Here is a 25836-nt window from a genome sequence, read left to right on the forward strand (position 1 = left end):
GATCCGGCCTAAAGCAGCCAGGTCGAGGTGTGCATCGTCACGTCGCCGTTGATCTTCATGGTGTAGTCGGCCTTGCCGTCGCCATCGACGTCCAGCTTCAGGGTGGTGGTCCCGGCCTTGTAGGAGAGGCTCATCTGGCCGGCGACGCCGGTCAGCTCGGCCACGGCGGTGAAGGCCTGGTCGCCGTCGGTCGCGGTGTTGGCGTCGATGGCGGTCAGGTTGATCAGGTCGCCGTCGCCGACCGAGAAGTCGCTGATGCGGTCCTTCTCGCGCAGGCCGACGCTCTCGGCGGACAGCACGAAGGTGTCCGCTCCGGCCCCGCCGGCCATCCTGTCGTTGCCGCGCCCGCCGGTCAGGGTGTCCGCCCCGGCCCCACCGGCCAGGGTGTCGTTGCCGTCCTGGCCGAGCAGCTTGTTGGCGCCGCTGTTGCCGGTCAGCTTGTTCTTCGCGTCGTTGCCCGTGCCGTCGATCGCGGTGGAACCGGTCAGTTCCAGCTCCTCGAAGAACATGCCCAGCGTCCAGGTAACCGCCGACTCCACCGTGTCGCGGCCGAAGCCGACCTCCTGCAGGATGTCGCCGACCACGTCGACGATGTAGGTGTCGTTGCCCGTCCCGCCCTTGAGGGTGTCGACCCCGGCCCCGCCGTCGAGGGTGTCGGCGGCGTGGCCGCCGTACAGCTTGTCTTCGCCGGCGCCGCCCTTGAGCGTGTCGGCGCCGCGCTGGCCGTAGAGGATGTCGGCGCCGTTGTCGCCGTTCAGGGCGTCGTTGCCGTTGCCGCCGTCGAGGTTATCGATGCCTTCTCCGCCGTTGAGGACGTCCGCGTCGCCCCCGCCGAACAGGGCGTCGTCGCCCTCGCCGCCGTTGAGGGTGTCGTCGCCGCGCATGCCCCGGAGGGTGTCGTCACCCTCCATGCCGTCGAAGGTGTCGTCGTGGCCGCCGCCGATGACCAGGTTATCGTCGTCCGGATCGGGCAGCGACAGGGTGACGGCGTCGTTGAGCAACTGGCCGAGGGCGTCCTGGTCGCCGCCGGCCGCGGCGGCGGCGAGTTCCTCGGCGATGGTGCTGGCGCTGGACATGGAAAACCCCCTCAAGACACTGACCTCACCCTAGCCGGGCGCCCCGTTGTGGGCAACGGCTCAGTCGTCGCGGGCGAGGCCCTTGAGCAGGGTCTGGAAGACGCCGCGGCGCAGGGCCGAGGGGTCGACGGTGGAGGGCAGCTTGCCGGCCATCTGCAGCACCAGCCCGCCGTGCAGGGTGGCCCACAGCATATGGGCGATCAGCTCCGGGTCGCCCTTGGCCTTGCCGCTGTCGACCAGGCCCTGGGCCTGGCCGACCATCATCGCCCGGGCCCGGCCGCTGGCGGCGACCAGCTCGGGATAGTCGGCCTCATTGGGCTGCGACAGGTCGAACATCAGGCGGTAGGCGTCCGGCTGTTCGAGGGCGAAGCGGACATAGGCCCGGCCCACCGCCTCCGACCGGGCGACCGGGTCGGTCTCGGCGTGGAAGGCGGCCTCCATCGCCTCGGCGAAACGGCCGAAGCCGCTGGCCCGGACGGCGGCGAGGATGTCGTCCTTGTCCTTGAAGTAGCGGTAGGGGGTCATCGGACTGACTCCCAGCTCGGCGGCCAGCTGGCGCATGGTCACCGCCTCGGGGCCATGCTCGGCGAACAGACGCTCGGCGGCGGCGCAGAGGCGCTCTCGGAAATCTTCGACCTGGGAGGGGGAAAGGGCGCGGGGCAAGGACACAAAACCATGAGAAGCTGTTGTCAGAGCCTATAGCTTACATTATAAGTTTACATCGTAAAATAAAGAGGACGCCATGGATCGCTGGGACTATCTGATCGCCAAGGACGACCTGACCAAAGGTGAGCTGCGCGCCGCGCCGGCCGCCGACCTGGCCGAGGGCGAGGCCCTGCTGGCGGTCGAGAGCTTCTCGGTCACCGCCAACAACGTCACTTACGGGGCGATGGGCGACGCGTTCGGCTACTGGAAATTCTTCCCGGCCCCCGACGGGTACGGCCGCATTCCGGTCTGGGGGTTCGCGACCGTCGTGGCCTCGAAGGTCGAGGGGATCGAGCCCGGCCTGCGCCTGTTCGGCTACCTGCCGATGTCCAGCCACTTCACGGCCAGGCTGGTCAAGCGCGGCGGCGGCTACGTCGATGCGGCCGAGCACCGGGCCCAGCTGCCGCCGACCTACAACGAGTATGCCCAGGCGCAGGAGCCGACGGCGACGGACGATCACCGCTCCCTGCTGCGGCCGCTGTTCGCCACCAGCTGGCTGATCGACGACTTCCTGGAAGAGGCCGGCGACTTCGGGGCCAGATCGGTGATCCTGACCAGCGCCTCCAGCAAGACGGCCCTGGGCCTGGCCTATCGCCTGGCCAAGCGCGGCGTCGCCGTCATCGGCCTGACCTCGCCCGGCAACAAGGCCTTCCTGGAGACGGTGGGGACGTTTGGCCAGGTCGTCGCCTATGACGACATCGAAAGGCTGAGCCTCGACGGCCCGGTGGCCATCGTCGATTTCGCCGGCAACGCGGGCGTCATCGGCCGCCTGCACCGCAAGTTCGCCGAGGCCGTCGTCCACAGCGCCATCGTCGGGGTCACCCACTGGGAGGCCGCGCCCGAACAGGGCGACCTGCCGGGCGCGCCGCGGGCCCTGTTCTTCGCCCCCGACCAGATCCGCAAGCGGATTGGGGAGTGGGGCCCGGCAGAGTTCGGCCGGCGGTTCGCCGAGGCCCTCGCCGATTTCGTGGCCGGCAGCCCCTGGCTGAAGCTGGAGACGGCCCATGGGCCGGACGGGCTGGCGCAGGCCTGGGCGGCGGTGGTCGGCGGCAAGGCGTCGCCCGACACCGGGCTGATCGTCAAACTCTAGAAAACAAACGGGAGAAGCGGATCATGGATGGCGAATCTCGGGGCAACCCCTTTCTGCGCGGCAACTTCGCGCCGGTGCGCAGCGAAGACGACTTCGACCTGGCCGTCATCGGCCTGCTGCCGGAGGCCATCTCCGGGACTCTGTACCGCATCGGTCCCAACCCGCAGTACGAACCGGACGAGCGGGCCTACCACTGGTTCGGCGGCGACGGCATGGTCCATGCCTTCGAGATCGAGGGCGGCAAGGTGCGCTACCGCAACCGCTATGTCCGCACTCCGCGCTGGCAGACCGAGCACGCGGCCGGCCGGCGGCTGTACGGGCCGATGGGCAACCCGATGCTGACCGATCCCAGCGTCATGGGAACCGACAGCGGGGTGGCCAACACCAACATCATGCTGCACGCTGGCCGCCTGCTGGCCCTGGAGGAGGCGCATGCCCCGTTCGAGGTCGAAGCCGGCACGCTGGAGCCGGTCGGCTACCGCGACTTCGGCGGCAAGGTCACCGCCCATCCCAAGGTCGACCCGCGCACCGGCGAGCTGGTCTTCATCGCCTATTCCGACGACGAGATGCCGCTGAACAACAAGGTCAGCTGGGGCGTCGCCGGGGCCGATGGCGTGCTGATCAAGCGCGAGACCTTCGACGCCCCCTACTGCTCGATGATCCATGACTTCGCCCTGACCGACCGCTTCGTGATCATCCCGCTGCTGCCGCTGACCGGCAGCCTGGAGCGGGCGATGAGCGGCAAGCCGGCCTTCGCCTGGGAGCCGGAGAAGCAAGCCCAACTGGCCATCATCGACCGCGAGCAGGGTGTGGCCTCATTGCGCTGGGCGCCGGTCTCGGCCGGCTATGTCTTCCATGTGACCAACGCCTGGGAGGAGGGCGACAGCCTGGTGGTCGACGTCATGCGCTACCCGCAGGCGCCCTTCTTCCCGCTGGCCGACGGCTCTCCGGGCCGCGAGACCGGGGCGGTGTCCCTGCGCTGGCGGATCGACCTCTCCGGCGAAGAACCGGTGGCGACCGAGCAGGTCCTCGATGACCTGGCCGGCGAGTTCCCTCGCTGCGACGAGCGCCGGGCCCAGCAGCCGCACCGCCACGCCTGGTTCTCCGGCCAGCAGCGCCGGCCGGGCGACATCCGCGGCGACAGCTTGGCCCATCTCGACACCCACACGGGTGAGCGCAGCGTCTGGACCGAGGAGGGCGTCGGCGGGGTCGGCGAGCCGATCTTCGTGCCGCGCTCGGCTGATTCGGCCGAGGGCGACGGCTGGATCCTGACCATCCTGTTCAGGCCACGCACCGACACCAGCGAGCTGGCGGTGTTCGACGCCCTGGATGTGGCCGCCGGGCCGGTGGCCCTGGCCCCCGTGCCGCGCCGCATCCCCTTCGGTTTCCACGCCAATTTCGTTGCCCTCTAGGCCACAGTTGCGGTTGTTCGCCGCCACACCCCCTTTCATAGGTTGCTCCGCCCACGGGTCCGTCTAGGATGAAAACCAACGGTGGGCAGGGGGCCAGCCGGGGCGGTCAAGGCTGGACGCGTATAGGTCCGGCGCCGAGCGTGAGTGGGGCTGATGGCTATCGCCGATCTGGCGGTTTTGGACTGGAGCGGCGTCGTCATCGACGCGGCGGGTCTTGAGTCCGTGCATGGACGGGCGGCGGGGACCGACGCCGTGCCCACGGGCCTGCGCCGACGCATGCCGAAATTTTCCCTGGCCGCCGTGCGTTGCGCGGTCGGCGTCGCCACGCCCGGCTGCGAGCTGGTGTTCGCCTCGCGCTATGGCGACGTGACCACCGCCCTCATGCTCTCCGAGGCGATCGTCGCGGCCGATCTGTTGTCGCCGTCAGCCTTCTCGGCCTGCGTCCACAATGCCGCCCCGGGGCTGACCGCCCAGGTGGTCGGCGAGAAATCCAGCCACACGGCGGTCGCCGCCGGCGACGCCAGCCTGGCCGCCGGCCTGCTGGAAGCCTGGCTGCGGCTATCGTCGGGCGAGGCCGCGCAGGTCGTCGTGCTGTTCGCCGAGCAGATCATGCCGGGCGTCTACGCCGAGTTCGACCACGAGCCGGACGCGCCCTTCGTCGCCCTGGCGCTGCGTCTGGGCCTGGGCGCGGCGGGCGATGTGTCCGAGGTCGGGCGCGGCCGGACCGGCGCCCTTGCCCTGATCGGGGCCCTGGAAGCGGGCGCCGGGGCGGTCAGGGCCGCCGCCGACGTTCGGGCGGCCGCCTGATGATGGGCCTGTTGCGCAAGGTCGAGCGGGGCGGCCGGGTGGTGAGCACCGGCATTTCCTTCCTGCTGTTCGGCGTCGGCGGCCTGGCCATGGCCCTGGCCATCTTCCCGCTGATCAACATCGGCTTCCACGCCCGCGACCTGCGCCAGCGGATCGCCCAGATCATCGTGCAGCGGACCTGGCGGCTCTACATCCGCATCATGCGGCTGATGGGCACCCTGACCTACGAATGCCGCGGCGAGGACAAGCTGAAAGCCGACCATGGGGTGATGGTCGTCGCCAACCATCCCTCGCTGCTCGACATCGTCTTCATGATGGCCTTCATGCAGCGCACCAAATGCGTGGTGAAAGCCGGGGTGTGGAACAACCCGTTCATGGCCGGCGTCGTGCGGGCCGCCGGCTACATCCCCAACCTCGGCGATCCCGAACGGCTGCTCGAGGACTGCGCCCAGGCCCTGCGCGAGGGCAACAATGTGGTGATCTTCCCGGAGGGCTCGCGCACCGTTCCCGGCCAGCCACGCGTCATGCAGCGCGGTTTCGCCTATGCGGCGCTGAAGGCCGGCGCGCCCGTGCGGCTGGTCAGCATCACCTGCGTGCCGCCCAATCTGCAGAAGGGCGTGCCCTGGTACCGGGTGCCGGTCACTAAGCCGCACTGGACGTTGATCGTGCATGACCGCATTGAAGTTTTTGAATTCGCAGGGCAAGACCCGCTGCCTGTCGCGGCGCGTCACCTGGTGACTCGTGTCGACGAGATGATGGAAGAGAAGCTGCGCGCATGAGCGACCTGGAACACGACATCAAGGTGATGATCATCGATGTCCTCAACCTCGAGGACGTGACCCCCGATGACATCGACGCGCAGGAAAATCTGTTCGGCGATTCCGGCCTGGCGCTCGACTCCATCGACGCGCTGGAGATTGGCGTCGGCGTGCAGAAAAAGTACGGCATCAAGATCAATGCCGAGGACAAGAGCACCCGGGCCCATTTCCAGTCGGTCCGTTCGCTCGCCGAGTTCGTCGCCGCCCAACAGCAGGCCGCGTGACGGAGGGGATGATGGACAGACAGGCCGTTTACAAAGAGATCGCCGACTTCCTCGTGGAGACCTTCGAGGTCCCCGAGCATGAGTTGACCCCCGACGCCGACCTGGTCGAGAACCTCGGCCTCGACAGCATCGACGCCGTCGACCTGATGGTGAAGCTGCAGGAGATCACCGGCAAGAAGGTGACGCCGGAGCAGTTCAAGTCGGTGCGGACGATCAACGACGTGCTCGACGTGACGGAACAACTCACCGCCAATGGCTGAACCGACGGCGGGTCCGCCCGCCCAAGGCAAAGGGGTGGGGCGGCGTCGCCCGGACCTGGCCACCGTCGCCCTGGCGGTGATCACCCTGCTCTATCCGTTCATCGCCCTGTTCGCGGTCAAGGCCATCGGCCCGATCCCCGTGGTCGCGGCCCTGTGCCTGCTGCTGGTGCTGCGGGTGGCCTTCGGCTGGGGCAAGGGGGTGCCGCTGGGCATGGCCCTGGCCCCGCTGGTCGTCGCCCTCTTGATGGGCCTGACCATGGTCTGGGACGCCCATAAGGCGGTGCGCTTCTACCCGGTGTTCATGAACGCGGCCATGCTGGCGGCCTTCGCGGCCAGCCTCTTCAAAGGCCCCAGCATGATCGAGCGGCTGGCCCGCATCGCCGAGCCGGACCTGCCGGAAGCCGGCGTGCGCTACACCCGCAAGGTGACCTTCGTCTGGTGCGGCTTTCTGTTGCTCAACGGCCTGGCCGCCCTGTGGACCGCCCTCTATGCCAGCCTTGAGGTCTGGACCCTGTACAATGGCTTCATCGCCTATCTGCTGATGGGGGCGCTGTTCGGCGGCGAGTTCCTGGTGCGGAAGTGGGTGCGTAAGGGGGAGGCGGCGTGACGGGCGAGGGTTCGTTCCTTCTCCCGCTTGTCGGGAGAAGGTGGCCGCGAAGCGGTCGGATGAGGGCAGCGCCGGCCGGTCCGATTGCGCGCGTTCTGGCGCCACCCGTACAGCCGCCTACCTTCCTCAGCCGGCGCCGCCCTCATCCGACCCCCTTCGGGGGCCACCTTCTCCCGACAAGCGGGAGAAGGGCACTGTGATGTCCTTCATCGCCACCCTGCTGGCGGCCGGGGCCGACCATGTGCTGTTCACCGGCGAGCGCGACGTCACCGCCGGCCAGTTGCGGGCCACGGCCGCCGACCTCGCCCCCCGGATGGACGGCGAGGAACCGCTGTTCCTGCATACCGCCTCGGCCGCCCTGTTCGCCGCCGCCCTGCTGGCCGCCGCCGTGGCCCGCAGGCCTCTGGTGCTTCCGGCCCATACCCAGGCCTCCTACCTGGCCGAGGTTGGCGGAGCCGGCGCGCGGCTGCTCGACGACGCGGCCATCGTCCTGTCGGACGGTATCGATGCGACCTTCGGCGACGCCGCCGACGACGTCGCCCTGACCTTCTTCACCTCCGGCTCGACGGGCGTTCCCAAACGCATTGAACGGCGACTGGCCCAGCTGGAGACCGAGGCCCGGGCCCTGGAGGCGGTGTTCGGCCCCGAGGCTGGCGCCGTGCAGGCCACCGTCTCGCACCAGCATATCTACGGCCTGATCTACCGCATCGTCTGGCCGGTGATGGCCGGCCGCCCCAGCGCCGACCGGGCCGCCGAATACTGGGAGAACCTCGACGGCAGGCTGGGCCGCGGCGTCACCCTGATCTCCAGCCCGGCCCACCTGACCCGGTTGCCGCCCGGCATGGACCTGGCCGCCCAGGCGCCGGACCTGATCTTCTCCTCCGGCCAGCTCCTGCAGACCCCCGCCGCCCTGGCCTGCACCGCCGCCTTCGGCCGGCCGGTGACCGAGGTGCTGGGCAGCACCGAGACCGGCGGCGTCGCCTGGCGCCGCCAACAGGCCGGCGACGAGCCCTGGACGCCGTTCGAGGTGGTCACACTGGGCTGGGGCGAGGACGGGGCCCTGAGCGTCACCACCCCCTACCTGGACGGCGGCGAGCCCTTCCCGATGGGCGACCGTGGGGAGGCGCTCACTGACGGCCGCTTCCGCCTGCTCGGCCGCGCCGACCGCATGGAGAAGATCGACGGCAAGCGCGTCTCCCTGACCCGCGTCGAGGAGGCCCTGGCCGCCCTGCCGCTGGCCACCGAGGCGGCCGCTTTCACCCTGCAGGACCGCAAGGGCGCGCTGGCCGCCGTCGTCGCCCTGAGCCCTGACGGTCAGGCGGCGCTGGAGGCGGAAGGGGCTTTTCGGCTCGGGCGCCATCTTCGCGCCGCCTTGGCCGATAGACTGGAGCCGATCGAGAGGCCTAAACACTGGCGGTTCGTCGATCGACTGCCGACCGACGCCCAGGGAAAACGCCGCTTGAGTGACCTTCGCGCCCTGTTCGACGCGCCCCGCATGCCGCCCTTCGCGCTGGTCAGCCGCGAGGGCGACGTCGCGCAGCTGAAGGTGACCCTGCCGCCGACCATGGCCTGGTTCCAGGGCCACTTCCCCGGCGAGCCGATCCTGCCCGGCATCAGCCAGGTGCATATGGCCGTGCTGCTGGCCGCCGAGGTGCTGGGCTGGGCGCCGGAGGGCTCGGACCTCAACCGGGTGAAGTTCAAGGACATCGTCCGGCCGGGCGAGACCCTCGACCTGACCCTGACCGCCGACCGCGACAGGGGCCGCCTGAGCTTCCGCTGGCTGCGCGCCAACGGCGGCGAAGCCTCCTCCGGCAGTGTGGGCTAGGCGCGATTACCATCTTCGGGTGACTTTTCGGGCCATTGCGGCTAAACAGCTTCCATCGCTGGCCAAGACCCTTGGGCGCCAGCGACTGAGAGAGACGGCCATGAGCCGCGTACTCCCGCCTGCAGGCTGTGGAGCGACGCATGGGCACCCATGACATTCGCGCCCTCGGCCGTCCCTGACAGGAGACCCCATGATCGAGGAAGGATTCGTCCGCCTCTACGCCAACGACTTCTCTAGCCTGGCGGCGCGCGCCGAGGCGGGGGTCGAGGTGGAGGCGCTGGTCCAGAAGCGGATCGGTGAGGCGCGGAGCCATGCGGCGTTGATGGACGCGCGCAAGGGCGACGGACACCTGCCGGCGGTCGCCGACCGCCTGGTCGAGGAAGCCAGCCGCACCAGCAGCCGCGTCGTCCGCGAAATGCAGGACATCGCCGGGGCCATGGCGCGTCGCCGGGAGTTCCTCGAGCGCGTCGCCGGCATCCTGCGCACCCCGCCGACGGCGGCCAAGGCCACCATGGCCGTGCGCGGCTAGCCAGGGCCAACCGGCAACGAAAAAGGGCCGGCTCCTCGCGGAGCCGGCCCTTCTCGTTGGTCACGCTCGAAAGCTGATTAGGCTTGGAGGTTGCCAGCGGACATCTTGCCGCTGCGCTTGTCCTTCTCGAGTTCGTACGTGATCTTCTGACCTTCTTCGAGGCCGCGGAGACCCGCGCGCTCGACGGCCGAGATGTGCACGAAGACGTCAGCGCCGCCTTCATCAGGTTGGATGAAGCCGAAGCCCTTGGTTCCGTTGAACCACTTGACGGTGCCGGTAGACATATTGGTAGTCCTTAGATCATGAGTTCTCGCCCACGCGCATGTCGCGCGGGTGATCAATTTCGAGATGGTCGGGGTGCAGGTCCGGGCGCTTCACTGAGTGAAGCAGGGGATATACGGCCGAACCGAAACGAATTCGATGCCCCAAAACTGACAGACCTTCGAAGGTTTCGCAAGAAATATTTCCGGAAGTGTTTTGCGGCCCCTCGTATTGACGCTCACGCATCCCGATATGACCTTCAGGCGTTTTGTCGATGAACGGCGAATCCTGCCCGCCATCGGAGCCCCCACATGACCCTTCTCGACCGCCTGCCCGGCCTGACCGACGTCGAGGTCAACAATCTGCTGGCCAACGCCCGCCGCCTGAGCGAGGGCGATCATGCGGCCCGCAAGGCGGCGGCCAGCGAAATCCTGCCGGCGCTCGAGGCCGAAGCCGAGACCCGCGGCGCGGCAAAGTCGGCGGCGCTTTCGGCGGCCCGCAAGGCGCGCGTTCCGGCCAAGCGCAAGGCCAGCCAGGAGGACGTCGTCACCGAGGTCGCCTAGACTCGCCCGCCGACAAATAGCCGCCGATCCTGCAACCGCTTTTACCTTTCGTCGTTATCGGGCTGGGGCGGCGTTTTGCTGCGGCCCGAAGCGCCGGAGCGGCTGTGCCGACGACATCGACATCTTCCCGGCCCGTCGACGATCCTCCGCGGATCTCGACCGGCAACGACGGGCTGGACGACATCCTGACGGGCGGTCTCGACGCCGACCGGATGTATCTCTACGAGGGCCGGCCCGGCACCGGCAAGACGACCATCGCCCTGCAGTTCCTGCTCGAGGGCGCCCGCAACGGCGAGCGGGTTCTCTACATCAGCTTGTCGGAGACCCGCCGTGAGCTGGAGCTGGTCGCCAGCCGCCACGGCTGGAGCCTGGACGGCATCGACATCTTCGAACTGGTGCCGCCGGAGAACGTCCTCGATCCGGAACGCGAGCTGACCGTCCTGCACCCAGCCGAGGTCGAGCTCAGCGAAACCACCAAGCTGATCTTCGAGCAGGTCGAGGCGATCAATCCCAGCCGCCTGGTGGTCGACAGCCTGTCGGAGCTGCGGCTGCTGGCCCAGAGCTCCCTGCGCTATCGCCGCCAGATCCTGGCCTTGAAGCACTTCTTCACGACCCGCCGCTGCACGGTGGTCCTGCTCGATGACCTCACCGCCCACGAGACCGACCTGCAGCTGCATTCGATCTCGCACGGCGTGGTGCTGCTGGAACAGCTGGCGATCGAGTACGGGGCCGAGCGGCGGCGGCTGCGGGTGGTCAAGATGCGCGGCATCAACTTCCGGGGCGGCTTCCATGACTTCAAGATCGCCAGGGGCGGCCTGGCCATCTACCCCCGCCTGATCGCCGCCGAGCATCACGCCAGCTTCTCCGGCGTCTTCACCCCCAGCGGCAACCCCGAGCTGGACCGGCTGCTGGGCGGAGGTCTGGAGCGGGGCACCAACGCCCTGCTGATCGGCGCCGCCGGGGTCGGCAAGTCGTCGCTCGCCCTGACCTACGCCATCGCCGCCGCCGACCGGGGCGAGCACGCCGTCTACTTCGCCTTCGACGAGGGACGCGGCACCCTGGAAGCGCGGGCCGAGAGCCTGGGTCTGCCCCTGAAGGACAAGCTCGACAGCGGCCTGATTCGCTACCAGCAGATCGACCCGGCCGAGATGTCGCCGGGGGAGTTCGCCGACAACGTCATCCGCAGCGTCGAGGAGCGCGGGGCGCGGGTCGTCGTCATCGACAGTCTGAACGGCTATCTCAACGCCATGCCGGACGGGCGTTTCCTGATCCTGCAGATGCACGAACTGCTCAGCTACCTGGCGCAGCAGGGCGTCCTGACCATCCTGGTCCTGGCCCAGCACGGCCTGGTCGGGCCGATGGAGACGCCGCTCGACATCAGCTATCTCAGCGACGCGGTGATCATGCTGCGCTACTTCGAGCACGCTGGCCGGGTGCGGCGGGCCCTGTCGGTGGTCAAGAAGCGCAGCGGCGACCACGAGCACACCATCCGTGAGTTCAAGCTGTCGTCGCAGGGCATTTCCGTCGGGCCGCCGCTGACCCAGTTCAGCGGCATCTTCTCGGGCACGCCGACCTATCACGGCGACGATGCCCCCCTGCTGGGCTTTGAGGACCATGGCGTCCGCTGAGGAGCAGCCCGGCCGGGTCCTGGTCTATGCCCCGATCGGCCGGGACGGGCCGGCTTCGGCCGAACTGCTGCGGCGGGGCGGGCTGGAGGCCTTTGTCTGCGAGGACCTGCCCTGCCTGGTGCGGGAGCTCGAGGCCGGCGCGGCCGCCGTCTTCGTCGCCGAGGAGGGGTTGTTCGGCAAGGAGCTGACGACGCTGTCGGGATGGATCGAGGCCCAGCCGCCCTGGTCGGACCTGCCCTTCGTGGTGCTGACCAGCCGCCACGAGCAGCCGCGCGTCGCCGCCTGGCGCAAGGCGATCGTCGAGACCCTGCGCAACGTCTCCCTGCTGGAACGCCCCGTCCAGCCGATCACCCTGACCAGCGCCGTTCAGGCGGCCCTGCGGGCCCGCTTCCGGCAGTATGAGGTGCAGGCCCTGCTGGCCGCCCGCGAACGAGCGGCCCACGATCTGGAAGCCCTGGTCGCGGCCCGCACCCAGCAGCTGAAGACCGCCAACGCCGAACTGGTCGCCCAGATCGCCGAGCGCACCCGCATCGAGGAAAACCTGCGCCAGGCCCAGAAGATGGAGGCCATCGGCCAGCTGACCGGCGGCGTCGCTCACGACTTCAACAACCTCCTGATGGTCATCCAGGGCGGGCTCGACATGATGGGCCGCCAGGACGATCCGGCGCGGCAGGCGCGGCTGTTGCAGGGGATGCGCCAGGCAGCCGAGCGGGGCTCGGCCCTGACGCGCCAGCTGCTGGCCTTCTCGCGCCGCCAGCCGTTGGCCCCGGAGGCGGTCGATCTGCGGGTCCGGGTCGGCGGAATGCGCGAGCTGCTCGACCGCTCGCTGCGGGGCGATGTCCATGTCGACCTGGAGTTCGACGAGGGCCTGTGGCCGGTCGAGGTCGATCCCGGCGAGCTGGAGCTGGTCATCCTCAACCTGGCCTTCAACGCGCGCGACGCCATGCCCAAGGGCGGCGAGATCATCATCTCAGCCCGCAATGTCGAGGACTGGCGCGAGGGCGACGTGATCGGCGACTTCGTGTGGCTGGAGGTGCGCGACAACGGCTCGGGCATGAGCGAGACGGTGAAGGCGCGGGTGTTCGAGCCCTTCTTCACCACCAAGGAGGTCGGCAAGGGCTCCGGGCTGGGCCTGGCCCAGGCCTACGGCTTCGCGCGGCAGTCGGGCGGTTCGGTGCGCATCGAGTCCAAGGTCGGGGAGGGGACGAGCGTCATCCTCATGCTGCCGCGCTCGACCAGGCCGGTCAGCGAGACCCCGAGGCCGGCGCTGGACACGGGGCCGGTGCGGAGCCCCAGCCGCTTCAGCGGCTGCGTGCTGCTGGTCGAGGACGACGACGAGGTCGCGGCCCTGGTCACCGAGATGCTGCACCAGATCGGCTTCGACGTGACCCGCGCCGCCTCGGCCGCCGGCGGTCTGGGGGCCCTGGCCAACGGCCGCAAGATCGATGTGGTGTTCAGCGACATCATGATGCCGGGGGCAATGAACGGCGTCGACCTGGCCCGCGAGATCCACCACCGCCGGCCCGACCTGCCGATCCTGCTGACCAGCGGGTTCGCGGAGGCCTCGAAGCGGGCGGCCGCGGACGTCGGGGTGCATGTGCTGCCCAAGCCCTACCGGCTGGAGGAGCTGGCCAGCGCGATCCGGGAAACGATGGGCGAGGCTTAGTGGGCGGCGGCCGCCACGGCGTGCGCCGTCGTCCAGGCTGAACTGCTCAGGACCATGGCGAAGACGACCAGCGCCCCGGCGCCGACGCGGCGGACCACGCCGCTGGGCAGCTGTCCGGCGCTGCCGGCGCGGATGCCGGCGCCAAGGGCGATCCAACTGCCGCCGACCAGCACGATCATGGCGCAAAGACCCAACAGATAGGGCAGTCCCTGAAGCAGCCGGCCGTCGGCCAGGTGGGGCAGGATGGTGAAGGCGAAGATGACCGCCTTGGGATTGAGCAGGGTGGTGGTGAACACCCGGCGGAACTTGACCGGGTCGGTAGAGATCAGGGCGCTGGAGCCCTCGCGCCACAGCTTGACCGCCAGCCAGACCAGGTAAGCCGAGCAGAGCACCTTCAATGTCACCCCGACCATCGGATTGCCGCGCACAAGGGCGCCAAGCGCCAGGGTCAGGACAAGGATGGAGATCATGTAGCCGGCCAGCTCCGCGCCCAGCAGGCGCAGCGAGGGCCGCAGCCCTGCTGCCGCCCCGGACGTGGCCAAGAGGGTGTTGGTCGGCCCAGGCGTCCCCAGCAGGAGCAGCGTGGCCAGGATGAAGGCGAAGGGATCGACCATGTTCAGACCCGCTTGAAGATCACCGAGGTGTTGATGCCGCCAAAGGCGAAATTGTTCGAGGCGAAGAACTCGCCGTCGACGTCGCGCCCCGTCCCATCGACGTAGTCGAGCGGGGCGCAGCGCGGATCGGCTTCCTTGAAGTTGGCGATCTGCGCCATCCAGCCGGTGCGCAGCATCTCGATGCCAAGCCAGGCCTCGATGGCCCCGCAGGCCCCCAGGGTGTGGCCGAAGTGGCCCTTCAGGGTGTGGAAGGGGACCTTGTCGCCGTAGACCTCCAACGTCGCCTTGGCCTCGGAGGTGTCGCCGGCGACGGTGGCGGTGCCGTGGCCGCTGATGAAGGCCAGGTCCGAGGGCGCCAGGCCGGCGTCGCGCAGGGCGTCGCGCATGACCACCGCCTGGACGTCGCCGTCCGGGTGGCTGATGTGGGCCCCGTCGGCGTTGGTGGCGAAGCCGACGATCTCGGCCAGCGGCGTCGCGCCGCGCGCCAGGGCGTGCTCCAGCTCCTCCAGCACCAGGAAGGCGGCGCCCTCGCCGGTGACCAGGCCGTCGCGGGAGACGTCGAACGGCCGGCTGGCGGTGTGGTCGTTGATCTTGCTGGTGGCGTAGAGGCGGTCGAAGACCATGGCCATGGTCGGGCACAGCTCCTCGGCGCCGCCGGCCAGCATGACGTCGGCCTTGCCTGCCTGGATGGCCTCAACGCTGTAGCCGATGCCCTGGCTGCCCGAGACACAGGCGCTGGAGGTGGTGATGATCCGGCCCTTGATGCCGAAGTAGACGCTGACATTGACCGGCGCGGTATGGGCCATCATGCGGATATAGCTGGTGGCGTTCAGCTTGCCGGCCTTGCCGGTGACCATGAAGTTACCGAAGTCGACCGTCGGCTCGGTCGAGCCGTAGGAGCTGCCGGCGGCGACCCCGACCCGGCCGGTGGCCAGGATCGGATCGTCCTTCAGGCCGGCCTGCTGCAGGGCCCGGTCGGCGGCGTCGACGGCCATGACCGAGACGCGGCCCATGGAGCGCATGGCCTGGCGGGGGAAGTGGCCCTCATGCTTGAACCAGTCGGCGCCGCCGGCCACCTTGATGCCCATGTCGGTGAGCCGTTCCCACTCGGGCATGTAGCGGATGCCGGTCTCGCCGGCGCGCATCCTCGCCTCGATCTCGGACCACTGCTGGCCCATCGAGGTGATGCCCGCCATTCCGGTCACCACGACACGACGCATCACACCAATCCCCCGTTTACCCCGATAACCTGCCGGGTGATGTAACCAGCTTCCGGCGAAAAGAGAAACGCAATCAGGGCGCTAACCTCGTCGACCTGCCCGATTCGGCGCATCGGGATGGCCTCGATCACCTCCGGACGCACCTCGCCGATCATGCCGGTGTCGATCAGTCCGGGGGCCACGGCGTTGACGCAGATCCTGCGTGTGGCGAGCTCCATGGCCAGCGCCTTGCAGGCCCCGATGACGCCGGCCTTGGCGGCGCTGTAGTTGACCTGGCCGCGGTTGCCCATGACGCCGGAGACGCTCGACAGCGCGATGATCCGGCCCCCGTCGCGGCGGCGGATCATCGGCATGGTGAGCGGATGGACCACGTTATAGAAGCCGTCGAGGTTGGTGCGCAGCACAATGTCCCAGTCGTCGCCGTCGATGGCCGGGAAGGCGTTGTCGCGGGTGATGCCGGCGCTGAGCAGGACGCCCCAGTAGGGGCCCTTCTCGGCCAGCCGCGCCTGCAGGGCGGCGGTGACGGCGGCGCGGTCGGAGACGTCGAAGCTGATCAGGTCGGCTTCCGACCCGGCGGCGCGGATTTCTTCGGCGGTGGCTTCAGCCCCGGCGCGATCGCCGCCGTAGTGGACGGTGATCGGATGGCCGGCCGCGCCGATGCGGATGGCGCTGGCCTTGCCGATGCCCTTGCTGGCCCCGGTGACCAGCACCGGCCGTTTGGCGTTCAGCTCGCGGCTCACAGCTTTGTCCCCTCGAGGTAGGCGGAGATGTTGTCGGGCTGGAAGACGTTGACCGTCGCATTGGCCACTTCCGCCCCGTCGGCGTCCAGCACCCGGCACTGATAGCTGCTCGTCTCGCCGTCGATCAGGCAGGTGGATTCCAGGGTCAGGGTCTCGCCCGGCTGCAGCCAGTTCCTGGAGGCCGCGAACTTGCGGCAGCCGAGCAGGAAGCCGAGCGACGCCTCCTGGCCGCGGCGGAACCGGCGCAGGCCGTCGGTGGCGCAGATGCCCTGGGCCATCATCTCGAAGGCGGCGTAGGTCGGCACGCCCTTGCCCGGGGTCAGGAACAGGCTGTCGGCCGGGATCACATAGTCGGCGCGGGTGATCTCGCCCTCCTCGCCGACGACGCGGTCGATGAGCAGCATGGGCGCGCGGTGCGGGACCAGGCGGTCGATGTCAGGATAGGGGGCGGGATAATCGGTCATGACTGGCTGAGGATGACGGCGGCGTTGTTGCCGCCGAAGGCATAGGAGGCCGATAGGGCGTGACGAAGGCCGTTCGCCCGATCGCCGGGCGCGGCCAGGCGGACGGGGGCCAGCTCGGGGTCGGCCTGGCCGTCCCAGATGTGCGGCGGCAGGGCGCCGTCGTTCTCGAAGGCCAGCAGGCAGAAGCTGGCCTGCACCGCCCCGGCGGCGCCCAGCGTGTGGCCGGTCAGCGGCTTGGTCGAGCTGACCGGGGTGGCGTCGCCGAACACCCGGTTGATGACGCCGGCTTCCATGCGGTCGTTCAGCTCCGTGCCGGTGCCGTGCAGGTGGACATAGCCGATGTCGCGGGCGTCGAGCCCGGCCATGGCCAGGGCCTTGCGGGCGGCCGCCTCGCCGCCGGCCCCGGTCGGGTCGGGGGCGCTGATGTGGTGGGCGTCGCTGGTCTCGCCCCAGCCGGCCACACGGACGGGGGTCTCGTCGACGGTCAGCAGGAACAGGCCGGCCCCCTCGCCGATGTTGATGCCCTTGCGGTTGACGCTGAAGGGGTTGGTCAGTTCGGGGCTGAGGGCCTCCAGGGCGCCGAAGCCGTTGAGGGTCAGGTCGCACAGGGTGTCGAGGCCGCCGCACAGCACCGCGTCGCAGAGGTCGGCGGCGATCAGCCGGGCGGCCGCCGCGATGGCCTTGGCCCCGGAGGTGCAGGCGGTGGAGACGGCGTAGGCGGGGCCCGCCGCGCCGGTCAGGGCCTGGGCGGCCGCGACCGGGTCGTTCAGCTCCTGGACGTCGAAATGGTAGCCCTTGGGCCAGGGCTGGCCCTCAAGCTTGCTGCGTAGGGCGTGCAGGCTCTCGTCGACGCCGGAGGTGCTGGTGCCCAGCACCACCCCGACGCGGGCGGCGCCGTATCTGTCGATGGCGGCGGCGACGGCCGGGCCGATGTCCTTCAGCACATGGTCCAGCATGCGGTTGGTGCGGCTGCGGATCGCCGGCTGCTCAAGGTCCGTGGCCTCCAGGGCGAAGGGCAGGGCCCCGACTGGAACCTCGCGGCCGTCGGCCAGGCGCCAGCGGCCGGCCACGGTCGGCGGGGCGGCGCTGAACAGGTTTCTGGCCACCTCGCCCCGATCGGCGCCCAGGGCGCAGGCCACCGCGTGGCTGTGGACGAAAGCGCGCCGAATGCTCACTCGCCGGCCTCGCGGCTGACGATGGTCAGGCTGTAGCCGAAGTCGTGGTTGGTCAGGGTACGCCTGGTCGAGCCGTCGGCGTCGCGGACGGCTGGCGGGATGTCGACCACCAGTTCGTGGCCGCGGACCAGCTTGCGGTGGCCGTCGGGGTAGTCCCAGACCTCCAGCCTTCCGGCCAGGGCCTTTTCCAGCGCCGGTTTGGGCCAGTTACTCATCACCATGTCGGCCAGCACGTTCTCGGCCCGGAAGCCGGGCGGCGGCGGGCCGTCCGTCTTGCTATGCACGCCGCCTTCGTCCCAGTCGATCTGGGCGACGCGCGGGCCGGCCGGGGCGGTGACGATGATGGTCACCTTGCTGAGCGACAGGCTGACCAGGGCGTCGAAGGCGACCTTGCGGGGGCCGTAGGACGCGACGATCGACTGCGCCATCTCCCGCTCGCCCGGATAGCCCGGCGGGTTGGGCAGGGTCAGGTAGACCTGATCGCGGGCCACGGCGGCGGCGCCGGCCGGCGGCGGCGGACCGGGCGGCGCGGTCACGCAGCCGGCCAGCAACAGGCCGGCCAGCAGGGGAGCGAGACGGCGCGCGGTCATTCCGCCATGGTGGTCAGGAACCGGTCCACCGTCCTCAGGTATTTGGCGGGGTGCTGCACGATCGGGTTGTTGCGGTCCCAGGCGTAGCCGGCCAGCACCGAGGTCAGGTGGCGGACAATGTCGTTGGTCGCGTCCGGCTTGTTGAAAATGATCCGCTGCAGGCTCTCGTCATACCAGGTGGCGACGCAGGCCCGGAAGGTGTCGATGCCGACGTAGAGCTCGTCGGAGAACTCCGTCTGCCAGTCGACCGTCTCGCCGTTCAGCTGGCGGTCGATCAGGCCGGTGGCCAGCTGCGCCGACTTCAGGGCGATGGTGACGCCCGAGGAGAAGACCGGGTCGAGGAACTCGGCGGCGTTGCCCAGCAGGGCGTAGGACGGCCCGAACAGGCTTTTGACGCTGCAGGCATAGCCGTGGATCGTGCCCGGCTCGCGGTAGGGCTGCTTGTTCTTCAGCACCTCCTGCATGCGGCCGACCTTGGAGACCAACCTATCCAAGCGTTCCTGCTCGTTGGCCCCCGCGGCCTGGATGATCTCGGGCGAGCCGACCACGCCCATTGAGGAGATGCCGTCGGCCAGCGGGATCAGCCAGTACCAGACGTGGCGATGCTCGGGATGGATCGAGACCAGGATCTTGTTCCGGTCGAAGGTCGGATCGTCGATGTTGTCGATGACCTGGCAGAAGATGCCCTGGCGCGGCGGGAAGTCGGAGGGGACCTCCAGGTCCAGCAGCCGGCTCAGGGTGCGGCCAAAACCGCTACCGTCCAGGCAGAAGCGGGCCTCGATGGTGCGCGTCTCGCCGGCCTCATTCTTCACCGTCAGCTTGACGCCGTCATCGTCGCTCTCGAAGGCGGTGACCTCTTCGCCATAGACCACCTTGGCGCCCATCTCGGCCGCGCCGTCAGCCAGGATCTTGTCGAACTTCGAGCGCATCACCTGGATGGTGGTGCCCGGCCCCGGCGAGGATTTGTCGGGGAAGTAGATGTCCTTGTAGTCGTCGTTCAGCTGGAAGGCGGCGCCGTCCTTGAACTGAAAGTTGCCGGCCTGGACGGCCGGCAGCAGGCCGGCGTCGTCGAGGATGGCGATCGACTGGGCCAGCAGGCTCTCGCCGATCGAGAAGCGCGGGAAGTGGGTCTTCTCGATGACCTCGACCGTGCGCCCCTTCTGGCGCAGGAAGGCGGCCGCGGCGGCGCCCGAGGGACCTGCCCCGATGATGACGACATCAAGCTTTTCGGACATCTTTTTCCCCGAAGTACGCGGCGACAAAGGACAACCCGTAAGAGATGGCGAGGCCCGCTGCAACGGCGATGCCGAAAGCCCTCACGGGATAGGTGGAGCTGAGGCTCAAAAGCCCCATCGACAAAATCGCCGTCAGGGCGGTGATCAGGATCGGCAGGCCGGCCAGGGGCGAGCGCTTGCCGATGGCCGCCTCGTAGCGAAGGATCGAATAGTCCGCCCCCGTGCCGACCACCACGAAGGCCCCCATCAGCGAGAAGAAGCTCATCGGCGTGCCGAGCGCGCTGGCGGCGATGACCCCGCCGGCGACGCCCATGGCCGGCGCGATCAGAATGCTGAGCGCCGAGAGGCGCCGATAGATAGCAAGCAGGACGAGGCCGATGGCGAAGAAGGCGGCCAGCGCCGCCAGGCCGGCCATCCGGCGATAGCTGCCGAAGGCCTCGCTGTAGGCGCTGGCCGGGTCGACGTAGGCGGCGTCGGAGAGGCCCTTGGCGGCGGCGATGACGGCAGGTGCGGCGGCCTCGGGCACGGGAGCGATCAGGTAGCTGAGGTGCTGCGACTCGCCGCCGAGGCTGGCGATCCACTGGGGCAGCTTGACGCCCTGGGGCGCGTCGAAGGGCTTGAACGCCGCCACCGGGATGCCGAGCAGGGCGGCCCGCTCGGGCAGGCGCGGGGTGATCAGCGTCTCGCGGATGCGGGCCTCGCTCGCCGCCCGCTCGGCGGCCGGCGGATCGAAGCGGCCGGGGGCCAGGATGCCGCCGCGCGCTTCCGCGGGCAGGGTGGCCAGCACCGAGGCCTCGCGGGCCTTGGCGGCGTCGGCGGTCGGTCCCCAGGAGAGCAGGAAGTTGGGGCTGAAACCGACGCCCGAGGCTTTGCGCACCGCCTCTTCCTCGGCGATCAGCACCGGCGAACGCGGCTGGAACTTGCGGACGTCGTCCAGCGTCGAAAAGTGGGTGATGGCCCAGGCGGCGCCGGCCGTGAAGACGACCATGAAGGCGCCCAGCGTCCAGGCGTTCCACGACAGCCGGCCCCGCGCCGCCTCCAGCTTCGCCCAGAGTCCGGCGAACCGCTCGGCCTTGGCCGGCGCGACGCCGCGATCGAACAGCGGCACGATCAGGAAGGCGCAGGCCCAGGCGCTCAGCAGGCCGCCGACCGCGAACACCGCCATCTGGCTGAAGATCGGCACCCCGAACAGGGCCAGGCAGGCAAAGCCCATGGCGCTGGTGAGCATGCAGACCGTCACCGGCCGGACGATCATTTTCAGCCGCTCGGCGCTGCCCTGCCAGCGGGTCATCGGGCCAGTGGAGAGGTAGTAGATGGCGTAGTCGGCGGTGACCCCGACGAAGGCCGAGCCGAACACGAAGGTCAGCATATGGACCGTCTGGAAGACCGCGAACACCGCCGCCAGCGAGCCGAGGTAGCCGGCCCCGACCACCAGCAGGGTGATCGGCAAGGCCCGGAAGCGCCGAAAGACGATCAGCAGCAGGAGCACAATGCCCAGCGTCGAGGCGACCCCGACCGTGGAAATGTCCTTCTTGGCGTGCCTTGCGCCGTCCTCGGCATGGAAGGCCGCGCCAGCCCGCGCGATCTTCACCCCGTCCTTGAGGTGGTCCTGGCGCCAGGCCTCGACCACGCCGGTGAACGAGGCCTGGGTGTCGAGCTTGAAGGCCGAGCCGGTCAGCCGGCCGGTGATCAGGATCGCCCCGTCTTCGCCGGGCGCGCCAAAGCCCGTCTGCGGCAGCAGGCAGCCGGTCAGCCGCAGGGTCAGCAGGAAGGGGTCGCGCAGCAGCATCTCGCCGCTGACCGGGGCCACCGGCGAATAGAGCTGCACCAGCGACGCCTGCACGGCGCTCTCTGGGTCGAACCCGGCCGGCGTCGGCTCGCAGCGCAGCTGGTTGCGGTTGGCGAACATCCAGCGGGCGGTCTGTTCGCCGTCGACGGCGGCGTCGACGAAGACGCCGCTGTCCTTCAGGCGCTTGGAAAGGTCGGCGGCGGCGACCTCGGCCTTCTCCGGCGTCGGCGCCGAGACCAGCATGGCCACCCGGCTGGAGGCGGCGGCGCCGGCCTGGACCATGGCCTCGCGGATCGGAGGCTTCAGCGCCTTGGCGGGCAGCAGGGACTGGATGTCGGTGTCGAGCGCCCCGCCGCCCAGCAGGCGCACGGCGATGAACACCGCCGCCAGAACGCAGGCGGCCAGGTAGGCCCAAAGCAGTCCGTTACGTCCCCCCGACACCTGAACCTACCCCTTGCGCACGGCGCCCATCTCGATGGCGATGGTGTCGCCGTTGGCCTGGCGGATGGTCACCGCCTCGGCGCGGCTGCAGCCGGCGATCTCGATGGTGTTCAGGAAGCGCCCGAGATTGGCGTCCTTCGGTCTCAGCGCCAGCTTCCAGGCGCCGCCAGGCGCGGCCGCCCCGCCGCTGATGGTGTAGTAGCGCTTCAGGGCCTCGTAGTTGCCGCTGAGAATCTCGAACAGGCCGGAGCTGCGCAGGAAAGGATCGGCCGAGGCCGGCCCGACCGCCTGGGCGGGACCGCCCTGCACCGACTGGGTGATCTTGCCGGGGGTGATGGTCAGCCGCACATCGACCGGCTTGACCACCCGCCAGTCGATCCGGCCCGGCCTGGCGCTGGCCACGCCGGTCGAGATCAGCGGCGTCTTCATGCTCGACAGGCGGCGGGTCTGCTTGAAATCGAAGCTGCCGGTCTCGGCCTTCAGCTTGAACGGGTCGGCGCAGGCCGCGAAGGACGGACCCGCAACCGCCGCGATCAGGAGGCCGGCAACCAGGGCGCCAGCTTTTCGCGCAGGACGGGCGGGGTTTCCCAAAGCATGGTCTCCGATTTGATCTCGACCGCCACCTGGACGCTCGAACAGCGGTTGAGTCTCTGACCCGTCTTCAGGTCCTTGAATTCATAGTCGATTTTGAGGCGGTTTTCCCATTCGACAATGCCCGCGACGATTTCGATCTCCTGGTGCAGTCGCATCGGCCGCGCATAGCGGAACCGCATGTCGATGATCGGCCAGCCATAGCCGGACTCGATCATCGCCGTGTAGCCGTAGTCGATCTTGTCGAGGATGGCGACGCGGCCCAGCTCCATGAACTTGGGGTAGTAGCCGTGCCAGACGATGTTCATCGAGTCGATGTCGTAGAACTGCGGCTTGGCCGTGGTCGTCGCCGTGACGATAGCCTTCATCAGATGTCCGCCAGGATCCCCGACCACTGGCCGGCGGCGAGGCTGGCGCAGAGGGCCCGCAGGGTCTTGTCGAGCGGGGCGTCCTCGTCGATGAACGGCACGTGGTCGGAGGTTTCCTTGAGGAAGTCGCCGACCCGCTGGCCCAGCTCCGCCTCCTTCAGCCCGCCGTCGCGCAGGCGCAGGCGGACGGCCTGGGTGCAGGCGACGATGTGGGCGGCGGCGACCTGTTCGGTCAGCTCCAGCACCCGCAGGCAGTCGCGGGCGGCGATGGTGCCCATCGAGACCTTGTCCTGGTTGTGGCACTCGGTCGAACGGCTGAAGACGGAAGCCGGCATGGTCAGTTTCAGGGCCTCGGCGGTCCAGGCGCTGACGCCGATCTGCACGGCCTTCAGGCCATGGTTGATCGGGGCGCGGTCGCCGGTGGCGCCGGAGAGGTTGGACGGCAGGCCGTTGTTGTAGCGGGTGTCGACCAGCAGGGCGAGCTGACGGTCCATCAGGTCGGCCAGGTTGGCGATCAGGTTCTTCAGGCTGTCCATCACGAAACAGATGTGACCGCCGTAGAAGTGTCCGCCGTGCAGGGTGCGGCCGGTCTCGGGATCGAACAGCGGGTTGTCGTTGGCGCTGTTGATCTCGGTCTCGATGGTGGCGCGGAAGACGCCCAGCATGTCCTCCAGCACGCCGACGACGTGCGGGGTGCAGCGGATCGAATAGCGGTCCTGCAGCCGGGTGGGGGTGTGCAGCCGGGCGAACTCGGCCAGGTCGGCGCGCAGACGCGCCCCGACGCGCATCTGGCCGGGGTGCGGCTTGGCGCTCATCAGCGCTTCGTCGAAGTGGGCCGGGTTGCCGAGCAGGGCGAGCGACGCCATCGCGCTCAGGCGGCAGACCAGCTTCGACATCTGTTCGGCGCGATGGAAGGCCAGCGCGGCCAGGCCGGTCATCACGGCGGTGCCGTTCATGACCGCGAGGCCTTCCTTGGGCTTCAGCTTGATGGGGCTGAGGCCCGCCTTCGCAAACGCCTCGGCCGAGGACATGACATGGCCCTGGTAGAGGACGTCCCTTTCGCCCGCCAGCGCGCCGGCGATGTAGCTCAGCGGGGTCAGGTCGCCGCTGGCGCCGACGCTGCCCTCGGCCGGGATCAGCGGCAGGATGTCGAGGCGCAGCATGTCGCTGAGCAGGCGCACCAGGTCGAGGCTGACGCCCGACCAGCCGCGCATCAGGGTGACCAGCCGCACGGCCATCACCGCGCGGGTCTCGTGCGGCTCGAGGATGCGGCCGAGGCCACAGCCGTGGAAACGGGTCAGGTGCAGCGGCAGTTCGGTGACCAGGGGATTGGGCACGCCACGGGTGACACTGTCGCCATAGCCGGTGGTGACGCCGTAGATGACGCCTTCACGGGCCAGCGTGGCCTCGACATGGCCGGCCGAGCGGGCGATGGCGGCCAGCGCCGGCTCCTTGGTGGTCAGGCGCAGGGAGACCTGTCCCGTGGACAGGGCCCAGATGTCGTCGATGCTGAGATCGCCGTCGCCAAAGGCGATGCCCTGGCTGTAGCCGGAAAAATCGTTCACGCCGTCCATATCCCCCAAACCCCTACAGTCGCCAGAAATCATAAAAGTTGAACCATTGGAACGGGTTGGCGAGCGCCTGTTCCTCGAGGACCGCCGCAAATCGCGTCGCTGTGGCCTTCAGGGCTGCTTCGCGATCCTTGCGTGGAAAATCAAGACGTTCACTGAACTTCCGGAGCGTCACGCGATATCTGCCTTTCTGACGCACCGAGAACAGGGTGTAGACCGGGCTCTTCAGGGCCGAGGCCAGGATGAACGGCCCCATCGGGAAGGGGGCGTCCTTGCCCAGGAACGGCGCCCAGACCGACGGGCTCTTGCCACCCGGCGCGATGCGGTCAGCCAGGATCACCGCCCAGTCGCCCTTTTCCATCGAGGCCGACAGGGTCATGGCGGCGGCCAGGCCCATGTCGGTGACCTCGATGATCCGCACGCTCGACATCGGGGCCATCTTGGCCATCAGCTCGGCGAACTTGGCGGCGTTGGCGCTGTGGGCCAGGATGTTGACGCCTCGCCGCTCGCCGATGGTGGCGATGGCCCGCATCACCTCGGGCACCCCCAGGTGGCCCGACAGCACGACAGCGCCGCGCGGGTCGTGGCGGGCGGCCTGGAACTCCGGATCGTCGAGGCCGTCGACCTTCTCCGGCCCGATGTCGCCCAGCCAGGCCGAGAAACGGTCCAGCGCGCCGCCGGCGAAGGTCATCTGATGCTTCAGGCCGCTCCACCAGGTCACCTCGCCGACGTCGGCGCCGTGTTGCTTGGCCAGCCGCAACCAGGCCAGCGAGGCCTCCCGCTGGCGCTTGCCGGTAAGGTAGAAATAGAAGACCAGCGGCGCCATCAGCACCATGGTCACGGCCCGGCCCAGCAGCCGGTAGACCGTGGCCACGAACCACAGTCCCGCGAACGCGCCCCGTTCAGCCGTATTGGCCCAGGTGGCCGCCATACGCCTGCACTTCCCCCGATAAAACCATCGCCAAACCCGCGAAGGGGGTTGTCTTAGGCCACGGATTCCAGCGCGTCCACGTTGAGTCCGCTGCGGTGCGGTGTATTCTCGGGCCGGTGTTGTCGGCGGGTCGCGGACGCGCCGAATTTTGGGAAACTGTCATGCATAAGCTTGCCGCCATGCCGTTGGCCCTGATCATCGCCCTGGCGTCGGCCGCACCCACCACGGTGCTGGCCGCCGGTCGCGACGAGCACATCAGCTTTCCGATCGCCGACGTGCTGAACAACCCCGAGTTCAAGGCCAAGCTGCCGGCCGGGGTCCGCTACTATTTCGGAACCCAGAAGGCCCGGGTTTCCCGCAGCCTGGGGTCGACCGAGACCAACAAGAAGACCAGCTCGTTCAAGAAGAGCGACAAGACCGCCTGCGAATGGGCCATGCTCAGCGCCCTGATCGCCATCGGCGAGGACGCCAAGGGCCGGGGCGGCAACGCCGTGATCGGCATCAAGTCCAACTACAAGGGCAATCTGACCAGCAGCAACGACACCTACGTCTGCGGCGCCGGCAACATCATGGCCGGGGTGGCCCTGACCGGGACCGTGGCGGTCGTCCGCTAGAACCTAACATGTCAGTGGAACG

28 protein-coding genes are annotated in these 25836 nt (G+C 69.1%); 13 read left to right on the plus strand and 15 right to left on the minus strand.

The genetic code is table 11. The features are described from left to right. Positions 1-8: 8 nt before the first annotated feature. Positions 9-1076 carry a calcium-binding protein gene (locus AC1RSK_RS16760; RefSeq protein WP_492908731.1) on the minus strand — a complete coding sequence of 356 codons (1068 nt, stop codon included), beginning with the start codon at positions 1074-1076 and terminating at the stop codon, positions 9-11. A gap of 60 nt (positions 1077-1136) precedes the next feature. Next, positions 1137-1739, minus strand: coding sequence for a TetR/AcrR family transcriptional regulator (locus AC1RSK_RS16765; RefSeq protein WP_492908732.1), 603 nt, complete (start codon positions 1737-1739; stop codon positions 1137-1139). A 79-nt stretch (positions 1740-1818) separates the two neighbouring features. On the opposite strand from AC1RSK_RS16765, the gene AC1RSK_RS16770 reads away from it, so the two are divergent. The 9 genes from AC1RSK_RS16770 to AC1RSK_RS16810 all read left to right on the plus strand — a co-directional run bounded on the left by AC1RSK_RS16770 (position 1819) and on the right by AC1RSK_RS16810 (position 9353). Then, positions 1819-2871 carry a DUF2855 family protein gene (locus AC1RSK_RS16770; protein WP_492908734.1) on the plus strand — a complete coding sequence of 351 codons (1053 nt, stop codon included), beginning with the start codon at positions 1819-1821 and terminating at the stop codon, positions 2869-2871. A 23-nt stretch (positions 2872-2894) separates the two neighbouring features. Then, on the plus strand, positions 2895-4283 hold the full coding sequence (locus AC1RSK_RS16775; protein WP_492908735.1) for a carotenoid oxygenase family protein: 1389 nt from the start codon (positions 2895-2897) through the stop codon (positions 4281-4283). Positions 4284-4436: 153 nt separating this feature from the next. After that, a complete protein-coding gene (locus AC1RSK_RS16780) occupies positions 4437-5090 on the plus strand; it encodes a beta-ketoacyl synthase chain length factor (protein ID WP_492908736.1) in 654 nt (217 codons plus the stop codon). Next, a complete protein-coding gene (locus tag AC1RSK_RS16785; RefSeq protein ID WP_492908737.1) occupies positions 5090-5869 on the plus strand; it encodes a lysophospholipid acyltransferase family protein in 780 nt (259 codons plus the stop codon). The genes AC1RSK_RS16780 and AC1RSK_RS16785 overlap by 1 nt, the downstream gene beginning before the upstream one ends. After that, positions 5866-6132, plus strand: a complete 267-nt coding sequence (locus AC1RSK_RS16790) for a phosphopantetheine-binding protein (protein ID WP_492908738.1) — start codon at positions 5866-5868, stop codon at positions 6130-6132. The genes AC1RSK_RS16785 and AC1RSK_RS16790 overlap by 4 nt, the downstream gene beginning before the upstream one ends. Positions 6133-6143: 11 nt before the next feature. Then, positions 6144-6392: an acyl carrier protein gene (locus tag AC1RSK_RS16795; protein ID WP_492908739.1), complete on the plus strand. Its 249-nt coding sequence runs from the start codon at positions 6144-6146 to the stop codon at positions 6390-6392. Positions 6393-6426: 34 nt separating this feature from the next. Beyond that, positions 6427-6999 (plus strand): COG4648 family protein, encoded by a 573-nt coding sequence (locus tag AC1RSK_RS16800; RefSeq protein WP_492908740.1) that lies wholly within the window; start codon positions 6427-6429, stop codon positions 6997-6999. 199 nt (positions 7000-7198) lie between these two features. After that, positions 7199-8824, plus strand: coding sequence for an ApeI family dehydratase (locus tag AC1RSK_RS16805; RefSeq protein ID WP_492908741.1), 1626 nt, complete (start codon positions 7199-7201; stop codon positions 8822-8824). A gap of 190 nt (positions 8825-9014) precedes the next feature. Beyond that, entirely contained in the window at positions 9015-9353 is a 339-nt protein-coding gene (locus tag AC1RSK_RS16810; protein ID WP_492908742.1) for a hypothetical protein, read from the plus strand. 77 nt (positions 9354-9430) lie between these two features. Here AC1RSK_RS16810 and AC1RSK_RS16815 read toward each other — a convergent pair whose 3' ends face one another. Next, positions 9431-9637, minus strand: coding sequence for a cold-shock protein (locus AC1RSK_RS16815; protein WP_271066175.1), 207 nt, complete (start codon positions 9635-9637; stop codon positions 9431-9433). Positions 9638-9925: 288 nt separating this feature from the next. Here AC1RSK_RS16815 and AC1RSK_RS16820 point away from each other — a divergent pair, with 288 nt between their 5' ends. From AC1RSK_RS16820 to AC1RSK_RS16830, 3 genes are all read left to right on the plus strand, one after another. Beyond that, entirely contained in the window at positions 9926-10177 is a 252-nt protein-coding gene (locus AC1RSK_RS16820; protein WP_492908743.1) for a hypothetical protein, read from the plus strand. Between the two features lie 104 nt (positions 10178-10281). Then, positions 10282-11805 carry an ATPase domain-containing protein gene (locus AC1RSK_RS16825; protein ID WP_492908744.1) on the plus strand — a complete coding sequence of 508 codons (1524 nt, stop codon included), beginning with the start codon at positions 10282-10284 and terminating at the stop codon, positions 11803-11805. Then, on the plus strand, positions 11792-13471 hold the full coding sequence (locus AC1RSK_RS16830; RefSeq protein ID WP_492908745.1) for an ATP-binding protein: 1680 nt from the start codon (positions 11792-11794) through the stop codon (positions 13469-13471). The genes AC1RSK_RS16825 and AC1RSK_RS16830 overlap by 14 nt, the downstream gene beginning before the upstream one ends. On the opposite strand, the gene AC1RSK_RS16835 is transcribed toward AC1RSK_RS16830, so the two are convergent. From AC1RSK_RS16835 to AC1RSK_RS16890, 12 genes are read right to left on the minus strand one after another with little or no spacing between them, the layout of a single operon-like run. Further along, positions 13468-14085 carry a LysE family translocator gene (locus AC1RSK_RS16835; RefSeq protein WP_492908746.1) on the minus strand — a complete coding sequence of 206 codons (618 nt, stop codon included), beginning with the start codon at positions 14083-14085 and terminating at the stop codon, positions 13468-13470. The two genes, AC1RSK_RS16830 and AC1RSK_RS16835, sit on opposite strands and share 4 nt — an antisense overlap. 2 nt (positions 14086-14087) lie before the next feature. Beyond that, the gene (locus AC1RSK_RS16840; RefSeq protein WP_492908747.1) at positions 14088-15305 is read right to left on the minus strand and encodes a beta-ketoacyl-ACP synthase; all 1218 of its coding nucleotides are present in this window, start codon (positions 15303-15305) and stop codon (positions 14088-14090) included. Continuing rightward, on the minus strand, positions 15305-16045 hold the full coding sequence (locus tag AC1RSK_RS16845) for a 3-ketoacyl-ACP reductase FabG2 (protein WP_492908748.1): 741 nt from the start codon (positions 16043-16045) through the stop codon (positions 15305-15307). The genes AC1RSK_RS16840 and AC1RSK_RS16845 overlap by 1 nt, the downstream gene beginning before the upstream one ends. Continuing rightward, positions 16042-16509, minus strand: a complete 468-nt coding sequence (locus tag AC1RSK_RS16850) for a hotdog family protein (RefSeq protein WP_492908749.1) — start codon at positions 16507-16509, stop codon at positions 16042-16044. The genes AC1RSK_RS16845 and AC1RSK_RS16850 overlap by 4 nt, the downstream gene beginning before the upstream one ends. Beyond that, positions 16506-17684: a beta-ketoacyl-ACP synthase gene (locus AC1RSK_RS16855; RefSeq protein ID WP_492908750.1), complete on the minus strand. Its 1179-nt coding sequence runs from the start codon at positions 17682-17684 to the stop codon at positions 16506-16508. The genes AC1RSK_RS16850 and AC1RSK_RS16855 overlap by 4 nt, the downstream gene beginning before the upstream one ends. Further along, entirely contained in the window at positions 17681-18274 is a 594-nt protein-coding gene (locus tag AC1RSK_RS16860; RefSeq protein WP_492908751.1) for a DUF3261 domain-containing protein, read from the minus strand. The genes AC1RSK_RS16855 and AC1RSK_RS16860 overlap by 4 nt, the downstream gene beginning before the upstream one ends. Beyond that, complete coding sequence (locus AC1RSK_RS16865) at positions 18271-19509, minus strand: NAD(P)/FAD-dependent oxidoreductase (protein ID WP_492908752.1); 1239 nt, start codon at positions 19507-19509, stop codon at positions 18271-18273. Before AC1RSK_RS16865 ends, AC1RSK_RS16860 begins: the two co-directional genes overlap by 4 nt. Further along, complete coding sequence (locus tag AC1RSK_RS16870) at positions 19493-21739, minus strand: MMPL family transporter (RefSeq protein ID WP_492908753.1); 2247 nt, start codon at positions 21737-21739, stop codon at positions 19493-19495. Before AC1RSK_RS16870 ends, AC1RSK_RS16865 begins: the two co-directional genes overlap by 17 nt. Before the next feature lie 6 nt (positions 21740-21745). Further along, a complete protein-coding gene (locus AC1RSK_RS16875) occupies positions 21746-22330 on the minus strand; it encodes a LolA family protein (protein ID WP_492908754.1) in 585 nt (194 codons plus the stop codon). Continuing rightward, positions 22273-22698: an acyl-CoA thioesterase gene (locus AC1RSK_RS16880; protein ID WP_492908755.1), complete on the minus strand. Its 426-nt coding sequence runs from the start codon at positions 22696-22698 to the stop codon at positions 22273-22275. Before AC1RSK_RS16880 ends, AC1RSK_RS16875 begins: the two co-directional genes overlap by 58 nt. Next, positions 22698-24263: an HAL/PAL/TAL family ammonia-lyase gene (locus tag AC1RSK_RS16885; RefSeq protein ID WP_492908756.1), complete on the minus strand. Its 1566-nt coding sequence runs from the start codon at positions 24261-24263 to the stop codon at positions 22698-22700. Before AC1RSK_RS16885 ends, AC1RSK_RS16880 begins: the two co-directional genes overlap by 1 nt. A gap of 22 nt (positions 24264-24285) precedes the next feature. Next, the gene (locus AC1RSK_RS16890) at positions 24286-25200 is read right to left on the minus strand and encodes a lysophospholipid acyltransferase family protein (RefSeq protein WP_492908757.1); all 915 of its coding nucleotides are present in this window, start codon (positions 25198-25200) and stop codon (positions 24286-24288) included. Between the two features lie 161 nt (positions 25201-25361). On the opposite strand from AC1RSK_RS16890, the gene AC1RSK_RS16895 reads away from it, so the two are divergent. Next, on the plus strand, positions 25362-25814 hold the full coding sequence (locus AC1RSK_RS16895; protein WP_492908759.1) for a hypothetical protein: 453 nt from the start codon (positions 25362-25364) through the stop codon (positions 25812-25814). Positions 25815-25836 lie beyond the last annotated feature (22 nt).

It is taken from the genome of Caulobacter sp. GW821-FHT11A05, assembly GCF_058809015.1.

What these genes read in the sequence shown, in the direction of transcription:
- AC1RSK_RS16865 (WP_492908752.1), bottom strand. Translation starts at nt 19,509, where the DNA reads ATGTCCGAAAAGCTTGATGTCGTCATCATCGGGGCAGGTCCCTCGGGC.
- AC1RSK_RS16775 (WP_492908735.1), top strand. Translation starts at nt 2,895, where the DNA reads ATGGATGGCGAATCTCGGGGCAACCCCTTTCTGCGCGGCAACTTCGCG.
- AC1RSK_RS16770 (WP_492908734.1), top strand. Translation starts at nt 1,819, where the DNA reads ATGGATCGCTGGGACTATCTGATCGCCAAGGACGACCTGACCAAAGGT.
- AC1RSK_RS16880 (WP_492908755.1), bottom strand. Translation starts at nt 22,698, where the DNA reads ATGAAGGCTATCGTCACGGCGACGACCACGGCCAAGCCGCAGTTCTAC.
- AC1RSK_RS16835 (WP_492908746.1), bottom strand. Translation starts at nt 14,085, where the DNA reads ATGGTCGATCCCTTCGCCTTCATCCTGGCCACGCTGCTCCTGCTGGGG.
- AC1RSK_RS16815 (WP_271066175.1), bottom strand. Translation starts at nt 9,637, where the DNA reads ATGTCTACCGGCACCGTCAAGTGGTTCAACGGAACCAAGGGCTTCGGC.
- AC1RSK_RS16850 (WP_492908749.1), bottom strand. Translation starts at nt 16,509, where the DNA reads ATGACCGATTATCCCGCCCCCTATCCTGACATCGACCGCCTGGTCCCG.
- AC1RSK_RS16780 (WP_492908736.1), top strand. Translation starts at nt 4,437, where the DNA reads ATGGCTATCGCCGATCTGGCGGTTTTGGACTGGAGCGGCGTCGTCATC.
- AC1RSK_RS16895 (WP_492908759.1), top strand. Translation starts at nt 25,362, where the DNA reads ATGCATAAGCTTGCCGCCATGCCGTTGGCCCTGATCATCGCCCTGGCG.
- AC1RSK_RS16790 (WP_492908738.1), top strand. Translation starts at nt 5,866, where the DNA reads ATGAGCGACCTGGAACACGACATCAAGGTGATGATCATCGATGTCCTC.
- AC1RSK_RS16785 (WP_492908737.1), top strand. Translation starts at nt 5,090, where the DNA reads ATGATGGGCCTGTTGCGCAAGGTCGAGCGGGGCGGCCGGGTGGTGAGC.
- AC1RSK_RS16820 (WP_492908743.1), top strand. Translation starts at nt 9,926, where the DNA reads ATGACCCTTCTCGACCGCCTGCCCGGCCTGACCGACGTCGAGGTCAAC.
- AC1RSK_RS16760 (WP_492908731.1), bottom strand. Translation starts at nt 1,076, where the DNA reads ATGTCCAGCGCCAGCACCATCGCCGAGGAACTCGCCGCCGCCGCGGCC.
- AC1RSK_RS16795 (WP_492908739.1), top strand. Translation starts at nt 6,144, where the DNA reads ATGGACAGACAGGCCGTTTACAAAGAGATCGCCGACTTCCTCGTGGAG.
- AC1RSK_RS16830 (WP_492908745.1), top strand. Translation starts at nt 11,792, where the DNA reads ATGGCGTCCGCTGAGGAGCAGCCCGGCCGGGTCCTGGTCTATGCCCCG.
- AC1RSK_RS16890 (WP_492908757.1), bottom strand. Translation starts at nt 25,200, where the DNA reads ATGGCGGCCACCTGGGCCAATACGGCTGAACGGGGCGCGTTCGCGGGA.
- AC1RSK_RS16840 (WP_492908747.1), bottom strand. Translation starts at nt 15,305, where the DNA reads ATGCGTCGTGTCGTGGTGACCGGAATGGCGGGCATCACCTCGATGGGC.
- AC1RSK_RS16860 (WP_492908751.1), bottom strand. Translation starts at nt 18,274, where the DNA reads ATGACCGCGCGCCGTCTCGCTCCCCTGCTGGCCGGCCTGTTGCTGGCC.
- AC1RSK_RS16810 (WP_492908742.1), top strand. Translation starts at nt 9,015, where the DNA reads ATGATCGAGGAAGGATTCGTCCGCCTCTACGCCAACGACTTCTCTAGC.
- AC1RSK_RS16805 (WP_492908741.1), top strand. Translation starts at nt 7,199, where the DNA reads ATGTCCTTCATCGCCACCCTGCTGGCGGCCGGGGCCGACCATGTGCTG.